Below are 21,931 nucleotides of genomic sequence, written 5' to 3'. Positions count from 1 at the left end.
AAAACGCTCAACGACTGATTGTTTTATCACCACGGAGATGCCAATGACTTTTTCTGTGCAGGAAATGCTTTTTTCTTTACTGCGGCTAAACGGGATTTCAGGACATGAAAGCAGTATTGCAAACGTTATGCAGCACGCGTTTGAGCAGCAGGCCAAAGACGTCTGGCGGGATCGCCTGGGCAATGTCGTCGCCCGTTATGGCAGCGACAAATCCGACGCGCTTCGCCTGATGATTTTTGCGCATATGGATGAAGTTGGTTTTATGGTACGCAAGATCGAACCCTCCGGCTTTTTACGTTTTGAACGCGTGGGCGGCCCGGCGCAAATTACTATGCCCGGTTCGGTCGTGACGCTTGCCGGACGTTCAGGCGATATCATGGGCTGTATCGGTATTAAAGCATATCACTTCGCGAAGGGTGACGAGCGCACCCAGCCTCCCGCGCTCGATAAACTCTGGATTGATATCGGCGCGAAAGATAAAGCAGATGCCGAACGAATGGGTATTCAGGTGGGGACGCCAGTAACCCTTTACAACCCGCCGCACTGTCTGGGCAACGATCTGGTATGCAGTAAGGCGCTGGACGACAGGCTGGGGTGTACGGCGCTACTGGGCGTCGCCGAGGCTCTCGCCTCCACACCGCTCGATATCGCGGTGTTCCTGGTCGCGTCGGTACAGGAAGAGTTCAATATTCGCGGTATTGTTCCCGTTTTACGACGCGTGCGCCCCGACCTGGCGATTGGTATTGATATCACCCCATCCTGCGACACGCCTGACCTGCAGGATTACTCGGATGTGCGGGTCAACCACGGCGTCGGCATCACCTGTCTGAACTATCATGGACGCGGTACGTTGGCGGGACTGATTACGCCGCCGCGTTTGCTGCGGATGCTGGAGACCACCGCGCACGAAAATAATATTCCCGTACAACGTGAAGTCGCGCCAGGCGTCATCACCGAAACAGGCTACATTCAGGTTGAACTGGACGGTATTCCCTGCGCCAGTCTTTCTATTCCCTGCCGCTATACCCACTCGCCAGCCGAAGTCGCCAGCCTGCGCGACCTGGCTGATTGTATCCGTTTACTGACTGCGCTGGCCAATATGTCGCCAGAACAGTTTCCCATTGAGCCTGAAACAGGCGCTACACAAGAGGCACGACCATGATGAAAAAGATCCTTGTGGCATGTGGTACCGGCATGTCGACATCAACCATGATTGCACAAAAACTGCAGGACTTTCTTGCGGAGCAAGGCATTGCGGCAACCACGGCGCAATGTTGTCTGAATGAGATCCCGTTGAACTGTAACGGTATGGATCTCATCGTAACGTCCATGCGTACGCACAGTGACTATGGCATCCCGACGCTCAACGGCGCCGCCCTGCTGACAGGCATCAACGACGACGCATTAAAACAAGAAATCAAGGCGCTGTTAACACAATAAAGGGGGCATTATGTTTGATTACATCCTGTCTCTCGGCGGCACCGTCTTTGTGCCCATCATTATGATTATCATCGGCTTAATCTTCCGTATTCCCTGGCTGCAGGCGGTGAAAGCGGGGGTGACGGTCGGCATCGGTTTTGTCGGCATGGGGCTGGTGATCGTCATGGCGATCGACAGTCTCAGTCCGCCGATTAAAGTGATGATTGAGCGTTTTGGCCTGACGCTGCATGTGTTTGACGTCGGCGCCGGGCCCGCATCCGGCGTCGGCTATGCGACGGCCATCGGCGCGATGATCATTCCCGTTATCTTTCTGCTCAACGTCGGTATGCTGGTGACTCGTCTGACCAAAACCATGAACGTTGATATTTATAACTACTGGCACTACGCCATTACCGGAACGGTCGTCCAGTTGATGACCGGCAGTCTGATTTATGGCGTACTGGGCGCGATTTGCCACGCCGCCTTGTCGTTGAAAATGGCCGACTGGACGGCGAAACGGGTACAGAACATTGTGGGTCTGGAAGGGATTTCGATTCCGCAAGGGTATGGCTCCAGCTCCGTGCCGTTGTTCGTATTGCTGGATGCGATATACGAAAAAATACCGTTTATGAAAGGACGCAATATTGACGCTCAGGAGATCCAAAAACGGTATGGGATGGTCGGCGACCCGGTGATCATTGGCGTTGTTCTCGGGCTGATCTTCGGACTTGCCGCAGGCGAAGGCTTTAAAGGATGCGCAACCTTAATGATTACCGTGGCGGCGATTATGGTGCTGTTTCCGCGCATGATTCGCCTTATCGTTGAGGGATTAATGCCCATTTCCGACGGCGCGCGTAAGTTCTTCCAGAAACACTTTAAAGGGCGCGAAGTCTTTATCGGTCTGGATACCGCAGTGACGTTAGGCCATCCGACCACCATCGCGGTTGGACTGCTGTTAATTCCCATCATGTTAATTCTGGCGAGCATACTGCCGGGCAATAAAGTCCTGCCGCTGGCTGATTTACCGGTCGCGCCATTTTTTATCTGCATGGCCACGGTTATTCATCGCGGCGATCTGATTCGTACTCTGCTAAGCGGCATCATTGTCATGATTACCGTTCTGCTGATCGCCACCCAGTTCGCACCGTACTTTACCGATATGGCGCTCAAAGGCGGCTTTAGCTTCGCCGCTGAAAACGCGCAAATTACCGCGCTGTCGGTGGGAAACATGTTTGGCTGGTCAATATCTGAATTGATGTCGCTGGGCATGATTGGCGTGGTGATTGTGGTCGGCATTGTCGCCAGCATCATACTTGTCTTACGTAAACGTGAACTACCGGAATAAGGAGCAACCCAGAATGAGTTGGCTAAAAGAAGTAATAGGAACGGAAAAAGCCGTTATCGCCATGTGCCATTTACGGGCGTTGCCGGGCGATCCCGGGTTCGATACCAGGAAAGGCATGAACTGGGTAATTGACCGCGCCCATGACGATTTAATGGCGCTACAAAATGGCGGCGTGGATGCGGTGATGTTCTCCAACGAATTTAGTCTGCCTTATTTAACGAAAGTCAGACCGGAAACGACCGCCGCGATGGCAAGAATCATCGGTCAGTTAATGAGTGAAATCCGCGTACCGTTTGGGGTAAACGTGTTGTGGGACCCTGTGGCCTCGTTTGATTTGGCGATGGCGACCGACGCAAAATTTATCCGCGAAATTTTCACCGGCGCTTACGCCAGCGATTTTGGCGTCTGGGATACGAATGTCGGCGAAACCATTCGCCATCAGCATCGCATCGGCGCAGGCCACGTGAAAACGTTGTTTAACATCGTTCCGGAAGCGGCGGTGTATCTGGGAAACCGCGATGTCTGTTCAATTGCGAAATCGACCGTATTTAACAATAACCCCGATGCCCTGTGCGTCTCGGGGCTGACGGCGGGCGCTCGCACGGATAGCGCCATACTGAAGCGAGTAAAAGAGACCGTCCCCGACACGGTCGTGCTGGCGAATACCGGGGTGTGTCTGGAAAACGTCGAGGAGCAGCTCTGCATTGCCGACGGATGCGTAACGGCAACCACGTTTAAAAAAGACGGCGTCTTCGCCAACTTTGTCGACCAGGCGCGCGTGGCGAAGTTTATGGAGAAAGTACGCCATATCCGACAATAAAATGGGGATAAGCAAAACGCTTATCCCCTGCAGAGAGCGATAACTCTTCTGCCGATCTCCGTCGCCTTCGCCAAAAGACACGCCGGGGATCGGTTTCAGAGTAACCCGAACCGGCAAGGAGTCAACGATCGATGATTAATGATGTTAAGTGGGTTCAGGCGCAACGCCATGCCAGCGACTGGCGACACGCGCTGGATATCGCCGTTCGTCCGCTGATTACCTTCGGCGCGGCGGCCCCCTGCTACCTGGACGGTATTATTGAGAACACCCTTAAATGGGGGCCATATTATCTTATCGCGCCGGGGATTGCGCTGCCCCATGCCAGACCAGAGCAAGGCGCCAACCATAATCAAATCAGCGTCACTACGCTATCAACGCCGGTCGCTTTCGGCAATGCGGATTGCGATCCCATCTGGCTGTTGCTTTGCGCCAGCGCCACGGATGCCGAAGCACATATTCGCACCATTCAACGCATCAGCCAGTGGCTCGACTCGCCGGAAAGCGTCGCGATGTTGCAAGATGCGCCAAATGATGCCGCGCTTTTCGCGCAATTAACCGCATTGCGCTGATGGAGGTTTCGATGATCCTGCACCCTTCACTGGCCTCCGCCGATCCGCTGCGCTATGCCGAGGCGTTGACCGCTTTACACGATGCGCCTCTCGGCTCGCTGCATCTGGATATCGAAGATACCAGTTTCATCAACAATATTACCTTCGGTATGAAAACCATTCAGGCGGTCGCGCAATACTCTCGCCATCCGCTCTCATTTCACCTGATGGTTTCATCACCGCAACGCTGGTTACCCTGGCTTGCAGCTATCCGCCCCGGCTGGATTTTCATTCATGCCGAAAGCGTGCAAAACCCCTCGGAGATTCTGGCGGATATTCGCGCTATCGGGGCGAAAGCAGGACTGGCGCTTAACCCGGCAACACCGCTATTGCCTTATCGTTATCTGGCATTGCAACTGGATGCGCTGATGATCATGACCAGCGAACCCGACGGGCGCGGGCAACAATTTATTGCCGCGATGTGTGAAAAAGTGAGCCAGAGCAGAGAGCATTTCCCTGCTGCGGAATGCTGGGCGGACGGCGGTATTACACTTCGCGCCGCACGGCTGCTTGCCGCCGCAGGCGCACAGCATCTGGTGATAGGCCGGGCGTTGTTCACGACGGCGAACTATGATGTGACGTTGTCACAATTCACCGCGCTATAAAGGAGTCATATGCTGATGAGCCAACAGCGCCCCGACCGTATCAAACAGATGTTGCATTACCTTTGGCAACACAGGCACCTCTCAACACAGCAAGCTATTGAGCTTTTTGGCTATGCAGAGGCAACCGTGCGCCGGGATTTTCACTATATTGCCAGCCGTTATCCCGGTATGGTTCGCGGCCATGGTTGTATTGACTTTGACGACAGTACGGAAGATAAAGAATATGTTTTCGACGTTAAGCGGACGTTACAAAGCGAGGCGAAACGCGAAATCGCCGCCCTCGCCCGCACGTTCATCAAAGATGGAGACTGCTTTTTTCTCGACTCCGGCTCCACCTGTCTGGAACTGGCAAAATGTCTGGTCGACGCCAAAGTAAAAGTCATTTGCAATGACATCAAAATCGCTAATGAACTGGGTGGCTTCCCACACGTAGAGAGTTACATTATCGGCGGACTGATTCGCCCCGGTTACTTTTCGGTGGGCGAGAGTCTGGCGCTGGAGATGATTAACGCCTTTGCCGTTGAACGCGCCTTTATCTCCTGCGATGCGCTGTCGATTGAAACGGGCATCACCAACGCTACCATGTTTGAAGTGGGCGTTAAAACGCGCATTATTCAGCGCTCACGCGAGGTCATATTGATGGCCGATCACTCAAAGTTTGATACTGTAGAACCCCATGCGGTGGCGACGCTGTCCTGTATTACTACCATCCTTAGCGACAGCGCGCTCCCGTCTGCTATCGCCCGACGTTATCAGCAGGCGGGGTGCCGTCTCATCATGCCAGACCCCTCATCAGGAGTGCGTTAATGGACATCAGGCAAATGAACAAAACCCATCTGGAGCACTGGCGCGGATTGCGAAAACAGCTCTGGCCCGGTCACCCGGATGACGCCCATCTGGCGGACGGCGAAGAAATTCTGCAAACCGATCATCTGGCATCATTTATTGCGATGGCAGACGGGGTGGCGATTGGCTTTGCGGATGCCTCAATCCGCCACGATTATGTCAATGGCTGTGACAGTTCGCCCGTGGCTTTCCTTGAAGGTATTTTTGTTCTCCCCTCATTCCGTCAACGCGGCGTAGCGAAACAATTGATTGCAGCGGTGCAACGATGGGGAACGAATAAAGGGTGTCGGGAAATGGCCTCCGATACCTCGCCGGAAAATACAATTTCCCAGAAAGTTCACCAGGCGTTAGGATTTGAGGAAACAGAGCGCGTCATTTTCTACCGAAAGCGTTGTTGAGGGAAATCATACAGGAAAAGGTCGGGTATAGTACCCGACCTTTATATTACTGGGGCAGATCTTTTTCAGTTAACAAGCGTGTCGTTTTCACTTGTTCAATATTTCTGGCGCCACCCAACATCATGTTAATTGTCAGCTCTTTGTTTAGCTGTTCAATCACTGATGCCACACCCTGAGCGCCGCCAAGATTAAGACCGTATAATACAGGCCGGCCAACCGCCACAATATCCGCCCCGCTGGCTAACGCTTTGAATACGTGCGAACCACGGCGTACTCCACTGTCAAAAATAACAGGCACTCGCTTGTTGACGACTTTTGCAATCGCAGGAAGCATATCGAATGAGGACGGCCCGCTGTCTAATTGACGGCCACCATGGTTAGAAACCCATATTCCTGCGGCCCCGGCCTGGATAGCAATTTCAGCATCCTCCGGCGACTGAATGCCTTTTACGATAACCGGCAGACCGGAAATACGATGTACATAGGCAATATCCTCCGGCGTAAAGGCTTGTTTAGCCTGCGCGTAAATTTCACTTATCCCTGCTCCTTTGCCAGTTTTTGAACCATCGTCATTTTTTCTGGCGAACATTTCCAGGTTTGCAAAACCCAGCGGGAACTGGAAGTTATTTTTAATATCTTCTTCCCGATAACCGCCGACAGGCGAATCTACGGTCAGAATAATCGCTTTAGCGCCATGTTTTACCGCTTGTGCAAGAATAAATTCGTTAAACTGATTATTCTTACTCATATAAAGCTGGAAGAAGAACGGATTTTTCCCGGAAACGTTAGCTACCTCTTCGATGGTCTTGTTGCCATAAGTGCTCAACGAGAAAATCGAACCGACCTGCGCCATGCCTTTCGCCGTCGCCAACTCTCCGGAGGCGTGGGCCAGGCCCTGCGCTGCCATCGGTGCCTGGATTATAGGCGTTTTAAGCGGAATACCCAGTAGCTGCGTTGATAAATCGATCTCTTTTAACTCAATGCCCTGTAATACGCGCGGCATAATATATTTTTTGTCAAAGCTTTCGGTATTGCTGCGAAGGTTATTCTCATCTTCGGCTCCGCCGCGAATATAACCAAATGCCCCTTTCTCCATTCTGGCCTGAACGCGCGCTTCCAGAGAGGCTACGTTCGTCATTTTTATTGCTTTTTCGTCCGTGCTGGCTTTGTACTCTTCAGCATAAGCCAGGCCTGACGTTGCCAACATCGCCAGCGAGGCCACTACCCGAATGAGGTGATGAGTTTTCATCATTATTCCTTTTATTGCTTAACCGCTTCTGCCTGGATTTTTATATCGACAACTTTCGTCATCCCCATATCGACCAGATAATCTACACCCCACTGGGTGCGATCTATTTGCGTGACAAAATCACCACCGCAAACCTGCGCCTTGAATATCGGGCTCATATAACAGCCAAACTTAGTGGTGGTTAAGGTGACGGGCTTAGTTACTCCCTTCATTGTTAACAAACCGTCAATAGAAACCGGTTTATTATCTTCAAAATGCCATTTTGTCGATTTAAATACTATTTCTGGATATTTTTCCGCATCCAGAATATCGCTACTGCGAATATGATTATCAAACGCATCCACCCCGGTATTTAAGGCGCTCACGGGAATCGTCACACGCATCTCTGCGACTTGCTTTTCCGGCTGATATTTCAGTTCGCCGCTAATAGCATAAAACCCGCCATGATTGGTTGAGGTCTGGAAATGATCGATATTAAATACCGCATTGGTATGCGTATTATCAAATTTATATACATCTGCATGAGCAGCACTTAATAAGCCCAGAGACAGGACAGCACCAAGAAAACTCTTTTTCATTATATTCACTTTATATCTTAAATAAGGTGAAGCTATCTTAATGTCCCCTGTCCGTAGGATCGAGAGGGATAAACAGGAAGGACTGTTGCAAAAATAGAACGATGGAAAGGTTGTGTCACAAAAACAGCAGCTCACGAATGAGTTTATGCCAGGGCAATTTCCGCAACCTGTACCGCCTTTGTGGCGGTACAGAAGGCAAACTGACTAACGCATGATACGATCGTCAACATAACGGCGCTTATCCGGCGCGGGCGGGAAATACTGATACAGCCAGGTTTCGCTGATAGCCTCCCCCTGGCAGCGCAGGAACATACGCATATCCACCGGTGCCGTAGAATCCGAGGTCGGATACCAGTCAAACTGGATACGATAACCGTCGAAAGGCTCTACGTAGAGGATCTCAATCTGCTTCGCCTCGCCACTGGAGAGTGTAATTACCGGCTCAATGCCTTTTGGCGCGGCCGCTTTCAGATCGCCGCCGACAAAATCAATAGCAAAACGGCGCGCCCATTTATCCGGGTAATGCTCGCCCGGCGCCCAGCCTTCGGGAAAGCCGCCCATCCCTGTACGGGTCGCCATGACCCGCGCAAGCGGAGATTGTACCGGCGGCTGCGCGCTCCAGTACAAACGATAATTAAACGCCAGCGTATCCCCGGCTTTGATCGCTTTTTCCGGCTGCCAGAAACAGACCACATTATCCAGAGTTTCGCCAGTGGTTGGGATCTCCATCAGGCTAACTGCGCCTTTCCCCCACTTACTACGCGGCTCCACCCACAGGCTCGGACGTTTGTTGTACCAGCCCATCACATCCTGATAATGCGAGAAATCGCGATCGAGTTGCAGCAGGCCGAACCCTTTTGGGTTATCGTCCATATATGCATTGAACTGCAATTTCTGCGGATTATTCAGCGGGCGGCAAATCCACTCGCCGTTACCCCGCCACATCGCCAGCCGATCGGAGTCGTGAATTTGCGGGTGAATGGTGTCGCATACCCGACGTTCATTATTCCCACAGCTAAACATACTGGTCATCGGCGCAATGCCAAGTTGCTTTATATCTTTACGGGCGTAGAGATGGTTTTCTACATCCATGATCACCTGCGTTTTTTCGCAATGGATCACAAATTTATACGCGCCCGTCACGCTAGCGCTGTCCAACAGAGCGTAAACGGTAAACGTAGTATCGCCCGGCTTCGCGGTGTCAAACCAGAATGCGGTGAAGTCAGGGAACTCTTCCTGACCGTCAGTATAGGTATCTATCGCCAGCCCGCGAGCCGACAGGCCATACTGATAAGTATCATCTACCGCCCGGAAATAACTGGCGCCCAGGAAGGAGACGACATCGCGTCGCGCCAGTTCCGGCGCTTTAAAGACACGGAAACCGGCGAAACCGAGATCGCTCTGCCCTTCCAGTTGCGTCGTATCGACGCCGGCATCGTTGTATTTAAACAGTTCCGGGCGAAAATGAATCTCGCGAGCAAGATGCGTCGTCGTATCAACGGAAAACATGCGTACGCGACGACGAAAGCCCATCCCTACGTGGAAAAACTGAATATCGAGCTGCCGGTTGGCAACACCGTTCCAGAGTGAATGCGCCGCGTCATACTGAATGCTGTTATAGGCCTGCGGCGTCAGATTGGCGAGCGTATCCGGCAAGGGTCCCGGCGCGCCGCCCCAGGGCTTTTTCGCTAACGCCTGGGCCATTGATTGCAGACCAGCAAAATCAAAACGGACAATTTTACCATCCGCAATATCGGATTCCGCGGCAAACGCCGCCTGAGAAAAGAGGGAAGCAATACCGCTGGAACCGCACACGGCGGCCATTGCCATTGAACCTTTAATAAATCGTCTACGATTCATACCTGAAAATGAGTCCTTCTGGTCTTGTGAATGGTCCCGCGCTGGTTTTTTCAGCAGCAAGAATGTGCCCGTTTCTGACCGCTCACTCTAGACAAAATTCATTAATAATCCAATTGTTGGTCGCCTGGAAACTGTGCAAAAGCGTAAATATTTTATGTCGATAAGAACCGACCGAATCGGATGTAAACCTCACGCAGCATTCTTCAGGTTATGAAAAGTTTATTCCAGACTAACGTGATGCTTCATGACTCGTTTAAACAGCGCCAGACGCGCACGCATAAAGCGGTTTTCCACTTTAAAACCGGCAAGTTTGTTCAGCCCAATCCGCAACAGACGATCTCGCCCCCGAATGCTGGCGGGCCAGCGAACCGGCCCGTGCAGCACGTCGCGCGTGCGGCTGGCATGACGAGCGAAATTCACCCAGTAATCCGCCACCTGCGAGGCAAAGGCCAGGTCATTCTCATTCACATAATGGCATGTGGGCTCAGCCCGCGTTAACGTATCGAATACATACGGTATTTCATTGCCATGACAGGCGCCATTCGCGTAGGTGTTATGCTCCGCTTCGGCGACATAATCAAACCAGTAACGCCAGCACGGTTCGCCGATCCGCTGCTGCGCTTGCATGACGACATAACCCAACGTGGTAAATACCATATCCCGACAGACCTGCCGCCCTAGCGCTTCGTCGCCTTTCACTCCAGGATAAAGCAGCCGAATTAACCCCAGACCAACACGCCGCTCACGGCGCATTTTTTGAATTTGACCGGCAATATCGACGCCAAAAACGGCCAATACGCTGGCTTCATCGCTATTCGAGCCGATCATCACCGGTATCGGATGCTGTTTCGCCGCAAAGAAGGTTTCCAGCATCGGATGCGGCAGCACGACGTCACCGGAAATCGGCGTCGGCGCAATTTTAAAAGGCGCGTCCAGCGGCCAAAACGTCTCTGCCGGTAAAGCGCGTAGCTGTTCGGCAGTGGCATGGGCTAAACCAAGATGTTCCGCCAGCGCAACGCCTTTTTTTAGCGCCACCTCGCGGGGCGTATCCGGCAGCGTATAACCACTCTGAATAATCGCTTTATGAAAAAGCCCCTTCGCCAACGGCGAAGCCATCAACGACAGCACGCTGCGGGCGCCGGCGGATTCGCCAAATAACGTCACATTCTGCGTATCGCCGCCAAACGCGGCAATATTGTCCTGCACCCAACGCAGCGCAGCGATTTGATCGAGTAAAGCGAAATTATGGATACACTCCCCCCCTTCGCCTTCCAGCGCCGGATGCGCGAAAAATCCCAGATGGCCAAGCCGATAATTGACCGTCACCACGATCGCGCCGCGCTTCGCCAGCGCTTGACCGTCATAGGGCGGCAAACTCCCCGCGCCAATGGTGTAACCGCCGCCGTGTAGCCAGACCATGACCGGCAACGGTTCATGACGTACGGCGGGAGCCCAGACGTTCAGATAGAGACAGTCTTCGGAAAAATTTCCCGGATCGCCGCCGCCGAGTTCGCGACACCAGGTAATATCCTGCCAACTGGCGCAGGAGAAACAATCCGCCTGGCGCACGTCGTGCCAGGGCGTAACAGGCTGCGGCGCACGCCAGCGTAGCTCCCCTATTGGCGGCGCGGCATAAGGTATACCGCGCCAGATATGGATTTCTTCCTGTACGACGCCCACGATTTTACCGTGACGCGTCTCCACCAACGGGATGGAGGGATTCAACATAACGCCTTCCTTTTACAGTATCCTCACAGCCTGTGAAGCTTACCGCTTTTAAAGCAGACCGCAACGGCGTTTACTGCGTTCTTCCGCTTCCTGATATAACGAAAACTCATCCCGTACTGCACATCCCAGCGCCTGTTCAAAGGCGTCGCGGCTGGCATTGCCGTGGCTTCTGGCCAGCGTTTCATTTCCCAAATTCGACTGAAAAATGCCGGCTGCGCTGACCGGAAGAAAATCTTCATAGGTAATCGGCTGCGCGATCACCCAACCGCGCTCAATAAGCGGCTGCGGATCGTCGCCAGGATGGATCGCCTGACGATGCGCCTCGCCGGAAGGCGTTAAGCGATAACGGAACCAGGCAAGCCCCTGCTGGCGAAGCAGAAATTCGCTATCCGGAAAGGCGTTAAAGACCTCCCGCAAATGGAGTTGATGCGTGAAGTTATCCTTACCCGTTCCCGCCTTGTGCAACAGTTCGTCATATAATCGACGACCTTTTGGCGTCAGCGCGACGCCACGTTGCTCAATTTCGCCGAAGCGCGCCGTGTGCGTACCCTGCTTTTCATCAACGAAGAGCACCTGCTCTTCCAGGGCTTTGAAACTGGTTTGCCGCAACAGAATAGGCACTTCGCGGCGAGGCGGACCTTCGATAAGAATTTTAGGCGTAATGCCGCACTCCGGCATCATGGCCTGTACCCGGTCGATATCCAGAGTACGCGGCGTCAGATGGTTAATGTGACATCCCGGAAAACAGACCACGTCGGCAATTAAACGATGCTCACGATGCAGGCTGCGGTACGTTTCTTCATCAACGGTAGCCTGACGATGCCAGCGAAAAGTCTCCAGCGTTTCACGGACGAACTCTTCGGCCTGAGCAGCACTAAAACCGCCCTGCTCGTCGTACTCATCCAGCAATTGTCGGCAGCGCGATGTAAAAATATCACGCTGCGATAAGATTTCCGCCGCCCGCTGGCGTAATGCCGCGTTTTCAATGAGCTCCAGGCGTAATAGCGAAGTGAACATGCGAAAGGGATTACGCGAGAGCGAAGCCTCGTCAATGGGACGAAATGCCGTGGAGTGCACAGGCACGCCCGCCTGAGAGAGATCGTAATAACTTACTGGGTACATCCCCATGATGGCGAATATCCGACGCAAGGTAGAAAGTTCTTCTGCGGTGCCAACACGAATGGCGCCATGTCGTTCCACGTTCAATCGCGCCAGTTCATCGGCATTAGCCAACTGCTCATGCAGTTTGGGATTATTTTCCAGCACCGCCAGATTCACGTCAGCCACAAGTTCCAGTAACGTACCGTACTGCGGAACTTCCTGCTGGTACATTGCCGACATTGCCTGCGAAAAGTGTTCCCGAATCTCATCTGCCGTGATGGTGTTCGCCATAATGTCATGCCTCCAGTGAATGTTACCTGGAGTGTAGAAAACCTCATCCATTCCGGGGAGAAGAATTTATAAAGTGTGATCCGGTCTGAATTCATTATGCAGAACGGATTGACATGAGCTGGCATATCCCCGACCACATCGCGGCTTAACACGCTTAACGGCAGTTGAATCATCAGTAAAATAAAACAGTTGTAACTTGAAATGGTAAAATGTTAATAATATTTTGCTATCAGGTTATCAAAAACAAACAAGTTTACTTGTCACCCGCACGGCTCTGTTTTTAACATCGCTTATGGAAAAAAATGGTCTGTTTAGTCAGCGCATTCGGTTGCGCCACCTTCATACATTTGTCGCCGTTGCGCAACAGGGAACTCTGGGGCGCGCGGCTGAAACCCTTAACCTGAGCCAGCCAGCGCTTTCTAAAACGCTGAACGAACTGGAACAACTCACCGGAACCCGTCTGTTCGAACGCGGGCGACTGGGCGCGCAATTAACGGTTCCTGGCGAACAATTTTTGACTCATGCGGTAAAAGTATTAGATGCATTGAATACCGCCGGGCAGGCGCTGAATCGCAAAGAGGACGCCAGCGCCGATGTGGTGCGTGTTGGCGCGCTCCCCACCGCTGCGCTGGGTATACTCCCGGCGGCTATTGGGCGGTTCCATCAACAGCAAAAATCGACCTCGTTACAGGTCGCGACCATGAACAATACGATGTTGCTTGCAGGTCTGAAATCAGGCGAGATCGATCTGGGTATTGGCCGCATGTCAGACCCGGAATTAATGGGCGGTTTAAATTACGAACTGCTGTTTTTAGAATCGCTTAAATTAGTGGTACGCCCCGGTCATCCCCTGTTACAGGAGACGATCACGCTCAGTCGGGTTATGGAGTGGCCGGTAGTCGTCTCGCCAAAAGGCACGGTACCGCGCCAGAATGCGGAAGCCCTGTTGCAAAGCCAGGGGTGTAAAATGCCTGCCGGATGTATCGAAACGCTATCCGCATCGTTATCACGACAACTGACCGTAGATTACGATTACGTCTGGTTCGTCCCCTCTGGCGCGGTTAAAGAAGATCTTCGCCAGGCGACGCTGGTCTCATTACCCGTGCCGACCCAGAGCGCAGGCGAACCGATAGGTATTCTTACGCGAGTTGATATCCCGCTCTCAACCGGGGCGCAAATGCTGATTGCGGCGATCCGTAAATCGATGCCGCTGTGATAGCGACTGTCGGAGAATAAACGCGCCCGCGGCTAAAATAGCCCGCTGGCGCGACGCTTACTAAAGGAAGGATGATCGCATCGTCGCGCCAGTATCCTGTAAATGAAACGCATCAACGGCTTGCGTCAAGCGGGCGGCCTGTTCTTCAAGCGAAGCCGCCGCCGCGGACGCCTCTTCGACCAGCGACGCGTTTTGTTGCGTAACCCTGTCCATCTCAGAAATCGCCTGACTGACCTGAACAATACCGCGACTTTGCTCATCAGAGGCTGCCGCGATATCGAGCATAATATCGGTGACGCGTTTGACGGCATCCACAATCTCATTCATGGTGCTCCCCGCAGCGATAACCTCTTCAGATCCTTGTTCAATCAGGCTGACCGATGCGCCGATCAAGCCTTCAATCTCTTTTGCCGCCTGCGCGCTGCGACTGGCGAGGGTACGAACCTCACTGGCGACCACCGCAAAACCGCGTCCTTGTTCCCCGGCGCGTGCCGCCTCGACCGCCGCGTTCAGCGCCAGGATGTTGGTCTGGAAAGCGATACTGTTAATGACGGCGGTAATTTCCGAGATTTTTTTCGAGCTGGTGGAAATATTCCCCATCGTTTGTACGACCCCGGAAACCATCTGGCCTCCGCGACTGGCTTTACCGGAAGCATCTTCCGCCAGTTTGCTGGCGTGATGCGCATTATCCGCATTCTGCTTAACGGTTGCCGTCAACTGTTCCATACTGGCCGCGGTTTGTTCAATGGCGGCAGCCTGCTGTTCAGTACGAGAAGATAAATCCGTATTACCGGCGGTAATTTCGCTGGTGCCTCGATAAATTTCCTCCGCCCCCTGACGCACCGCCCCTACCGTTTGTTGCAACGCATGCTGCATCTGCTGAAGATGATGACTCAGGCGACCTATTTCACTGCGTCCTGTGGGCTCGTCAGCCATGGTCAGATCGCCCGCCGCAATGCGTTCGATACGTGACGCAGACTGCTGCAAGGGTTGTATCACCGTGCGACGTAGCGCCATGAAGGTCATTAACGTCAATACCAGCGCCAACGTAAATGCGCCAATCATAAACATCATACCGAGCCGGGTACGTTGGTAAGCCTGCTCGCTAAGTAGTCTCGCCCGCTCGGTGCGCAGTTCAATCGCTTTCAACAGGACATGGTTATATGCGGCATCCAGTTGTTTTGCCTGCTCGTTTTCATGATTAATGATCGCTTCGAACATGCCATTTTTGGCAAATTTCAGCATCGGTTGCAGGCCGTTGATATAGGCGGTGTAGCGGGCGTTTAACTCGTTATCCAATGCGTCATCGGCGGGTGTTTTCACCGCTCTGGACATATAAGCGTTAAAGCCGTCCTGAGACTGCTTGATCCGCGTTTCCGCAGCGGCAATATTGGCTTTCATTTCATCCATTTCAGCAATCCGGCTCGCCGCGCCAGCGTGGATCATATTGATACGTGCGGTACGTAAGTGGTTAGCGCTGTTGGATAATCCCATCCGTACCTGAATCTCGTCCGTGACATCACGCTGATCGCGATCGGCCTGTAACAGAAAATAGCCTGCCAGCCCGGCGCTCAAAGCAAAAAGAAGAAGGATGCCACCGAGAATGGAGGAAAACAGCGGAACCAGCCGAATATGATGCAGGAAGCCCAGTTTATGCGAGGCTTGCATCGAGAATGTGTTGCCCATGACCGTCGACTCTCTTGTAAGTTTTATGCGTAAAACACGCCCGTTAGATAGTCATCGGCACTTCGTGACGTTTGCTTATCGCGAAAAGCATCGCCTTCGTCACATTTTCACAACATTCATTCCAGAAAATTCAGAAAAGCGCCAGCGGAAAATCCGCTGGCGGATGAATCAGTTATCGCCAAAGTGGATAACAGTACGGATGGATTTACCCTGATGCATCAGTTCAAAGGCATCGTTAATCTGCTCCAGCGGCAGGCGGTGAGTAATAAAAGGATCTAAACGGATTTTACCGTTCATCGCATCTTCGACCATCCCTGGCAGCTGCGTGCGCCCTTTCACGCCGCCAAAAGCGGAGCCACGCCAGACGCGACCGGTCACTAGCTGGAAGGGACGGGTTTTGATTTCCTGCCCTGCCCCCGCTACGCCAATAATAATGCTTTCGCCCCAGCCTTTATGACAACATTCCAGCGCTGCTCGCATCACGTTAACGTTGCCGATACATTCAAAACTGAAATCTACGCCGCCATCAGTAAGCTCAACAATAACGTCCTGGATCGGTTTGTCGTAATCATTCGGATTAATAAAGTCCGTGGCCCCCATTTCGCCCGCCAGCGTAAATTTTTCCGGATTCGTGTCGACAGCTAAAATACGCCCGGCTTTAGCCTGAACCGCGCCCTGAATAACCGCCAGCCCAATACCGCCTAAACCAAAAACGGCAACGGTGTCGCCCGCTTTCACTTTAGCGGTGTTATGGACGGCGCCAATACCCGTCGTCACGCCGCAGCCCAACAGACACACTTTATCCAGCGGCGCCTGCGGGTTCACTTTCGCCAGAGAAATTTCCGCGCAAACGGTATATTCGCTGAACGTGCTGGTTCCCATATAGTGATAAACGGGTTCGCCGTTATAAGAAAAGCGGGTAGTGCCATCCGGCATCAACCCTTTTCCCTGAGTGGCGCGTACGGCCTGGCAAAGGTTAGTTTTACCGGACTTACAGAACTTACACTCGCCGCATTCCGCCGTATACAGTGGAATAACATGGTCGCCGGGTTTCAGGCTGGTTACCCCCTCGCCAACCTCAACTACCACGCCGCCGCCTTCGTGACCCAGGACTGCCGGAAATACGCCTTCCGGATCATCGCCGGAAAGGGTAAATGCATCGGTATGGCAAACGCCGGTATGGGTGATTTTGATCAGAACTTCGCCTTTTTTCGGCGGCGCAACGTCAATCTCGACAATTTTTAGCGGCTGACCGGGACCAAAAGCAACTGCTGCACGTGATTTCATATATCTCTTCCTGTTACGGTGAGGGAAATTGTTATTTTAGATAAGCGCGAAGAAGATGGCCGATTTCCGCCATCCGAACCGCGCGCTGATCTGGCGTAGTTTCCCCGCTGACCAGCTCATCTTTCAGATGGATCTCAACCATTTCACTCATCAGGCCATTAGACGCGCCGCGCACGGCGGCAATCTGTTGCAGAATCGCCAGACAAGGTTCGCCAGACTCAAGCGCCCGCTCCAGCGCTTCAACCTGCCCGCGTATGCGACGAACACGGGTAAGAATACGTTTTTTATCTTCAGGTGAATGCGGCATTCGACCTCCATATACTATAGGGGGGTATACTATCATAATTTTATGTTTATGTAATTGTAAAATTAAAAACATTATAAAAATCAATCACTTATAACTTGTCGGCATAGGTCATCAAGAATCAGTTCACATTCAGCTCACGGGGAACTTTTTCAGGCCACAGACAATAAACGCCAAAGCTTCCTTTCTAAGCTGCAATGTTCTGCCCGACTGAGGCATAGAGGTAATGCCGGTGAATCCAGCCCCATTACCCAGAAGTAAATATTTGCTCAATAGTTTTTATATAATCATCAGGTGGGTAATGAATAAAGGTTATGATATGCAGATGTCAGTCTTGTAAGAACGTAACATCACAACTGCGATACACCGCCGACGGGTAGCGAAAATATCTCAACCCTGTATCTTTCCAGATTTAGTCAATGTGGACAAAAAATCAAATGAGCGTTATTTGAAAGTTTTTTAATACCCAAAAGCGTCATCATTATTGTTAATTTGAAATCAATCTCAGGTAATAATCCATGCCTATTTCGATTTGTAAACATGGTGCCCCTTTTGTTGTTCAACATGAAAATCGGTACAGTTCCGGGGCAAGTCAGTCATCATCACTTTCAAAATCAATCCGCCATATTAGCAACTCTCATGAGGCAATAAAATTTATAAGTTGCTATAGTGCAAATGGAGCCTGTTTTTCCAATGCACAGATGCTAGCCAATGCCTCAGGGAGGCCTGTTATAGGCTACTTTGGGAAAATAAATAAGTTAACAGCCAGTCTGGATAATAGCGGTCGTATATTTCGCCCACAGCATAAGCTTGCGGCCAATATTTGTTATGTAGGTAATCGGCTTCTGAGCGCTCCAGTTCAACTTGGGTTTGGCCTGAAACATCTGCTAACCTGTCACTCAAATGGTAATGTCAGATAAAGTGTCATGCCATGCCCTTCCCGGCATTGCTATTCCACAGCCTACAGATATGGGCGCTCAGTTCTTTCTCTAATCTCTGCTATGGGAAGCTCTGGCGTCATTTCACGCTCTTGCCAACCAGTATTTTATTAAAGTCTGACTTTTACCAAGGTAATTTCATAAGAGTGTCCATCTTCTGGTCTAAAAATAATAAATCTATTGTTATTTTTAGTAAAGGATTTCGACAAAATAAAACTATCATGATATCTGGCCAGGACGTAGTACCAGCCTCCATCATACAATATCATTTCGTATTCTTTCTTTAATTGTGGCTTATAGATCCCAACAAAAAAAGAAAATATAAAAAAATATATAATAAAACCAATCATAACTATAGTGAAACAATGTCTTCGCACCCAACTGAGTTGCGTAAAACAAATCACTGGCATCAATTTACTATAAAAACGCATCCCCACCGATAAGCATAAAGCCACCAGTAAAATGATAAAAAAAAGCTCCCACAAAAACGATTCTGTTAAGAGAGAAAACTCGATAACAATTGGAATAAAGAACAAAACCGCTGCCAAAAAAAGACGTAAAAAGCTAAGGTCGTGGATACGTGCTTTTTGCTTTACTAAAAAAAATAATAGAATACCCACTCCCCACGCTATTATGAATATAGCCATCAGGCTAATCGCATGGAATAGACTTCGGGCAATGTTGTCAGGGCCGACGCCTACATACCACCACGGGAAACCATAGTACGCGGAGACGCCCCAGCCATAAAAATAGGCGCTTCCCCATCCCAAACCACCTAAATAGGCCAAAAGCATCGAAGAGTTTTTAATAATTGAATCATCATTCATTATAGTTAACTCACTTAAGAAATATTTAATATGAAAATAGAAATCAAAATGTCACATAAAACACTAGCACTTTAGCAATAATAGTCGGATGATAAGTTTGTCTGTTTTTCCTGAGTATCAAGCCAGCTCATACTCACGCCAGCACACTAAAATCAGGAGTGGCTTCTTTTTTAGATCTTTGCCTTAGCCAGGCGCATACTCAATAATGATAGCAGTCAGATAATATGTACCCGGTATTAACCTCACGTTGTTGATGATGTATTTACTTCGCTGAAAAATAATAAACACTGCATACATTTTATTGACGGCGACAAACTGTGAAAAAGGCGCAATTCCATATACACCATTTACCTGATTACTTTTCTTGCTAATATTTGCTAATTAATGCTTTGCTAAAGCGTGTTTAATAAAGTAAGGAGGACACTATGCCATTGAGTGTTGGACAGGGTTATTTCACATCATCTATCAGTTCTGAAAAATTTAATGCGATAAAAGAAAGCGCACGCCTTCCGGAATTAAGTTTATGGGAGAAAATCAAAGCATATTTCTTTACCACCCACCATGCAGAGGCGCTCGAATGTATCTTTAATCTTTACCACCATCAGGAACTGAATCTAACACCGGTACAGGTTCGCGGAGCCTACATCAAACTTCGAGCCTTAGCGTCTCAGGGATGTAAAGAACAGTTTATTATAGAATCACAGGAACACGCCGATAAGTTGATTATTAAAGATGATAATGGTGAAAATATTTTATCTATTGAGGTTGAATGTCATCCGGAAGCTTTTGGTCTTGCCAAAGAAATCAATAAATCACATCCCAAGCCCAAAAATATTTCTTTGGGTGATATTACCAGACTGGTATTTTTTGGCGACAGCTTGTCTGACTCCTTAGGGCGTATGTTTGAAAAAACACATCATATCTTACCCTCCTATGGTCAATACTTTGGCGGAAGGTTTACTAATGGATTTACCTGGACTGAGTTTTTATCATCTCCACACTTCTTAGGTAAAGAGATGCTTAATTTTGCTGAAGGGGGAAGTACATCGGCAAGCTATTCCTGCTTTAACTGCATCGGCGACTTTGTATCAAATACGGACAGACAAGTCGCATCTTACACCCCTTCTCACCAGGACCTGGCGATATTTTTATTGGGGGCTAATGACTATATGACACTACACAAAGATAATGTAATAATGGTCGTTGAGCAACAAATTGATGATATTGAAAAAATAATTTCCGGTGGAGTTAATAATGTTCTGGTCATGGGGATTCCCGATTTGTCTTTAACACCTTATGGCAAACATTCTGATGAAAAAAGAAAGCTTAAGGATGAAAGCATCGCTCACAACGCCCTGTTAAAAACTAATGTTGAAGAATTAAAAGAAAAATACCCCCAGCATAAAATATGCTATTACGAGACTGCCGATGCATTTAAGGTGATAATGGAGGCGGCCAGTAATATTGGTTATGATACGGAAAACCCTTATACTCACCACGGCTATGTACATGTTCCCGGGGCTAAAGACCCTCAGCTAGATATATGTCCGCAATACGTCTTCAACGACCTTGTCCATCCAACCCAGGAAGTCCATCATTGTTTTGCCATAATGTTAGAAAGTTTTATAGCTCATCATTATTCCACTGAATAAAGTTCCATCGACTGCGGTACGTCTTGAGCAAAACACAGCTCAATATCATAGTGCCGGTGGCATGAAAATATGAGGTTGTCTTTGCTGCCGATTGGTCAATAAGTGATACATAGTCTATGTTCAGTAAGACAAAAATGGATAGAGTCGATAAATCGCCACCGTAACTAAAATACTCACTATCACACTGACGATAAAGTATGTTTTGAATGGCTGCTTTTGCGTTTTATGACGGAAGAGTTGTTGACCAACAATCGCCCCAGGCCACCCACCGACAACCCCAAACACCAACAAAGTGGATTCCGGCACTCTGCGCCAGGTTTTACGTGCCGCCGTTTTGTCTATACCGTAGATCGCCAGCGTTAGCACATTGGCGAGCAGGAACCACATCACGACGGGATGCGATGTAAAAATGCTTCCGACCGCAGCGGAGATCAGGAGTAAATAACAAAAGCGGTTAAGATACATATTATTATGTCATAGCAATGATTAGGGTCATCGGAGCCCATTATACGCGATACATGCGCCTATGTGATGCAGAATTTTCTTTTCACTCAGCCAACGAGTCATCTAGGATTCATTTTTAATTACCATGGTAATCATAAGGTAATTAACGTGTTGTGAACACGATTAAAATGTGTAAAGCCACCGAAAATGTTACCACCTTAACCATTGCCAGGATAACTTAATGGAGAATCCTCTTTATTGCTGTTTGTTATCCGGTTGGCAGTCCCAGTTTTGGATTTATTTATCGTATTTATATTTATTACATAAGATGTACGATATTAATTTGAGAATTTTATCTCGACAACCGCATACATTCAGATATTTCTGAATTAAGATTATTATCTATTAAAACAAGTTAACGTTTTGATAAACATAACAACATCGTCAGAACTCCTGATTTGTTGTCGTTTGTTCATAGGATAAATAATTTATATGCTTGAAAATATAGATAGCACGCAAATCAACTTAGCTCAGAAAATGTATTTGACAAGCAAAGATAAGTCTTTATATTGGCCCTGGATAGAGTGGTAAGATGATACTTAGAGACATTAAATACACCGTCACTGAAGCATTTATCTGCTTATCATGTAAATATGTATGCGTAAATGGAGCATAAACTATGTCCAGTATACTAATGTCTATGGTATCTTTACATTTTCACCTTTCATG

21 protein-coding genes are annotated in these 21,931 nt (G+C 49.9%); 11 read left to right on the top strand and 10 right to left on the bottom strand.

Annotation, left to right across the window (positions count from 1 at the left end):
- Positions 1 to 43 precede the first annotated feature (43 nt).
- The 8 genes from HU143_RS11520 to aac(6') all read left to right on the top strand — a co-directional run bounded on the left by HU143_RS11520 (position 44) and on the right by aac(6') (position 6,041).
- Complete coding sequence (locus tag HU143_RS11520; RefSeq protein ID WP_051129346.1) at positions 44 to 1,162, top strand: M42 family metallopeptidase; 1,119 nt, start codon at positions 44 to 46, stop codon at positions 1,160 to 1,162.
- A complete protein-coding gene (sgcB, locus tag HU143_RS11515; protein WP_000976132.1) occupies positions 1,159 to 1,440 on the top strand; it encodes a PTS sugar transporter subunit IIB SgcB in 282 nt (93 codons plus the stop codon). Before HU143_RS11520 ends, sgcB begins: the two co-directional genes overlap by 4 nt.
- Before the next feature lie 10 nt (positions 1,441 to 1,450).
- Complete coding sequence (gene sgcC, locus HU143_RS11510; RefSeq protein WP_000460835.1) at positions 1,451 to 2,764, top strand: PTS sugar transporter subunit IIC SgcC; 1,314 nt, start codon at positions 1,451 to 1,453, stop codon at positions 2,762 to 2,764.
- Between the two features lie 13 nt (positions 2,765 to 2,777).
- Positions 2,778 to 3,584 (top strand): BtpA family protein SgcQ, encoded by an 807-nt coding sequence (gene sgcQ, locus HU143_RS11505; protein WP_000118615.1) that lies wholly within the window; start codon positions 2,778 to 2,780, stop codon positions 3,582 to 3,584.
- Positions 3,585 to 3,715: 131 nt separating this feature from the next.
- Positions 3,716 to 4,153 carry an SgcA family PTS sugar transporter subunit IIA gene (gene sgcA, locus HU143_RS11500; protein WP_000606458.1) on the top strand — a complete coding sequence of 146 codons (438 nt, stop codon included), beginning with the start codon at positions 3,716 to 3,718 and terminating at the stop codon, positions 4,151 to 4,153.
- A gap of 11 nt (positions 4,154 to 4,164) precedes the next feature.
- The gene (locus HU143_RS11495) at positions 4,165 to 4,797 is read left to right on the top strand and encodes a ribulose-phosphate 3 epimerase family protein (protein ID WP_000600613.1); all 633 of its coding nucleotides are present in this window, start codon (positions 4,165 to 4,167) and stop codon (positions 4,795 to 4,797) included.
- A 15-nt stretch (positions 4,798 to 4,812) separates the two neighbouring features.
- A complete protein-coding gene (locus HU143_RS11490) occupies positions 4,813 to 5,604 on the top strand; it encodes a DeoR/GlpR family DNA-binding transcription regulator (RefSeq protein ID WP_001676823.1) in 792 nt (263 codons plus the stop codon).
- Positions 5,604 to 6,041 (top strand): cryptic aminoglycoside N-acetyltransferase AAC(6')-Iy/Iaa, encoded by a 438-nt coding sequence (gene aac(6') / locus HU143_RS11485; protein WP_023227534.1) that lies wholly within the window; start codon positions 5,604 to 5,606, stop codon positions 6,039 to 6,041. The genes HU143_RS11490 and aac(6') overlap by 1 nt, the downstream gene beginning before the upstream one ends.
- 46 nt (positions 6,042 to 6,087) lie before the next feature.
- Here aac(6') and HU143_RS11480 read toward each other — a convergent pair whose 3' ends face one another.
- The 5 genes from HU143_RS11480 to HU143_RS11460 all read right to left on the bottom strand — a co-directional run bounded on the left by HU143_RS11480 (position 6,088) and on the right by HU143_RS11460 (position 12,848).
- Positions 6,088 to 7,290 (bottom strand): lactate oxidase, encoded by a 1,203-nt coding sequence (locus HU143_RS11480; RefSeq protein ID WP_000848084.1) that lies wholly within the window; start codon positions 7,288 to 7,290, stop codon positions 6,088 to 6,090.
- Positions 7,291 to 7,301: 11 nt separating this feature from the next.
- Entirely contained in the window at positions 7,302 to 7,877 is a 576-nt protein-coding gene (locus HU143_RS11475; RefSeq protein ID WP_001024319.1) for a YceI family protein, read from the bottom strand.
- 195 nt (positions 7,878 to 8,072) lie between these two features.
- Positions 8,073 to 9,728 carry a glucan biosynthesis protein D gene (locus tag HU143_RS11470; protein ID WP_001081954.1) on the bottom strand — a complete coding sequence of 552 codons (1,656 nt, stop codon included), beginning with the start codon at positions 9,726 to 9,728 and terminating at the stop codon, positions 8,073 to 8,075.
- A gap of 219 nt (positions 9,729 to 9,947) precedes the next feature.
- Positions 9,948 to 11,456, bottom strand: a complete 1,509-nt coding sequence (locus HU143_RS11465) for a carboxylesterase/lipase family protein (protein WP_023227535.1) — start codon at positions 11,454 to 11,456, stop codon at positions 9,948 to 9,950.
- Positions 11,457 to 11,504: 48 nt separating this feature from the next.
- On the bottom strand, positions 11,505 to 12,848 hold the full coding sequence (locus HU143_RS11460) for a VOC family protein (RefSeq protein ID WP_000024092.1): 1,344 nt from the start codon (positions 12,846 to 12,848) through the stop codon (positions 11,505 to 11,507).
- A gap of 292 nt (positions 12,849 to 13,140) precedes the next feature.
- Here HU143_RS11460 and HU143_RS11455 point away from each other — a divergent pair, with 292 nt between their 5' ends.
- Positions 13,141 to 14,064, top strand: coding sequence for a LysR substrate-binding domain-containing protein (locus tag HU143_RS11455; RefSeq protein WP_000414259.1), 924 nt, complete (start codon positions 13,141 to 13,143; stop codon positions 14,062 to 14,064).
- 60 nt (positions 14,065 to 14,124) lie between these two features.
- On the opposite strand, the gene HU143_RS11450 is transcribed toward HU143_RS11455, so the two are convergent.
- The 3 genes from HU143_RS11450 to HU143_RS11440 form a co-directional block, all read right to left on the bottom strand.
- Positions 14,125 to 15,750 carry a methyl-accepting chemotaxis protein gene (locus HU143_RS11450; protein ID WP_023227536.1) on the bottom strand — a complete coding sequence of 542 codons (1,626 nt, stop codon included), beginning with the start codon at positions 15,748 to 15,750 and terminating at the stop codon, positions 14,125 to 14,127.
- A gap of 168 nt (positions 15,751 to 15,918) precedes the next feature.
- Positions 15,919 to 17,037 (bottom strand): S-(hydroxymethyl)glutathione dehydrogenase/class III alcohol dehydrogenase, encoded by a 1,119-nt coding sequence (locus tag HU143_RS11445; RefSeq protein ID WP_023227537.1) that lies wholly within the window; start codon positions 17,035 to 17,037, stop codon positions 15,919 to 15,921.
- A 31-nt stretch (positions 17,038 to 17,068) separates the two neighbouring features.
- Entirely contained in the window at positions 17,069 to 17,344 is a 276-nt protein-coding gene (locus HU143_RS11440) for a metal/formaldehyde-sensitive transcriptional repressor (RefSeq protein ID WP_001120770.1), read from the bottom strand.
- A gap of 515 nt (positions 17,345 to 17,859) precedes the next feature.
- Between HU143_RS11440 and steB the strand changes: the two genes are divergently transcribed.
- On the top strand, positions 17,860 to 18,261 hold the full coding sequence (gene steB / locus HU143_RS11435) for a type III secretion system effector SteB (protein WP_077464089.1): 402 nt from the start codon (positions 17,860 to 17,862) through the stop codon (positions 18,259 to 18,261).
- Between the two features lie 128 nt (positions 18,262 to 18,389).
- On the opposite strand, the gene HU143_RS11430 is transcribed toward steB, so the two are convergent.
- Positions 18,390 to 19,106 carry a hypothetical protein gene (locus HU143_RS11430; RefSeq protein ID WP_001579849.1) on the bottom strand — a complete coding sequence of 239 codons (717 nt, stop codon included), beginning with the start codon at positions 19,104 to 19,106 and terminating at the stop codon, positions 18,390 to 18,392.
- A 425-nt stretch (positions 19,107 to 19,531) separates the two neighbouring features.
- Between HU143_RS11430 and sseJ the strand changes: the two genes are divergently transcribed.
- Positions 19,532 to 20,758 carry an SPI-2 type III secretion system effector SseJ gene (gene sseJ, locus HU143_RS11425; protein ID WP_001131430.1) on the top strand — a complete coding sequence of 409 codons (1,227 nt, stop codon included), beginning with the start codon at positions 19,532 to 19,534 and terminating at the stop codon, positions 20,756 to 20,758.
- Positions 20,759 to 20,878: 120 nt separating this feature from the next.
- On the opposite strand, the gene HU143_RS11420 is transcribed toward sseJ, so the two are convergent.
- Entirely contained in the window at positions 20,879 to 21,223 is a 345-nt protein-coding gene (locus tag HU143_RS11420) for a DUF1294 domain-containing protein (protein ID WP_023227538.1), read from the bottom strand.
- Positions 21,224 to 21,931 lie beyond the last annotated feature (708 nt).

The organism is Salmonella sp. SJTUF14076 (assembly GCF_015534835.1).
In the GTDB taxonomy this organism is placed as follows: domain Bacteria; phylum Pseudomonadota; class Gammaproteobacteria; order Enterobacterales; family Enterobacteriaceae; genus Salmonella; species Salmonella enterica.
This window is presented reverse-complemented; position numbering and strand designations above follow the sequence as displayed.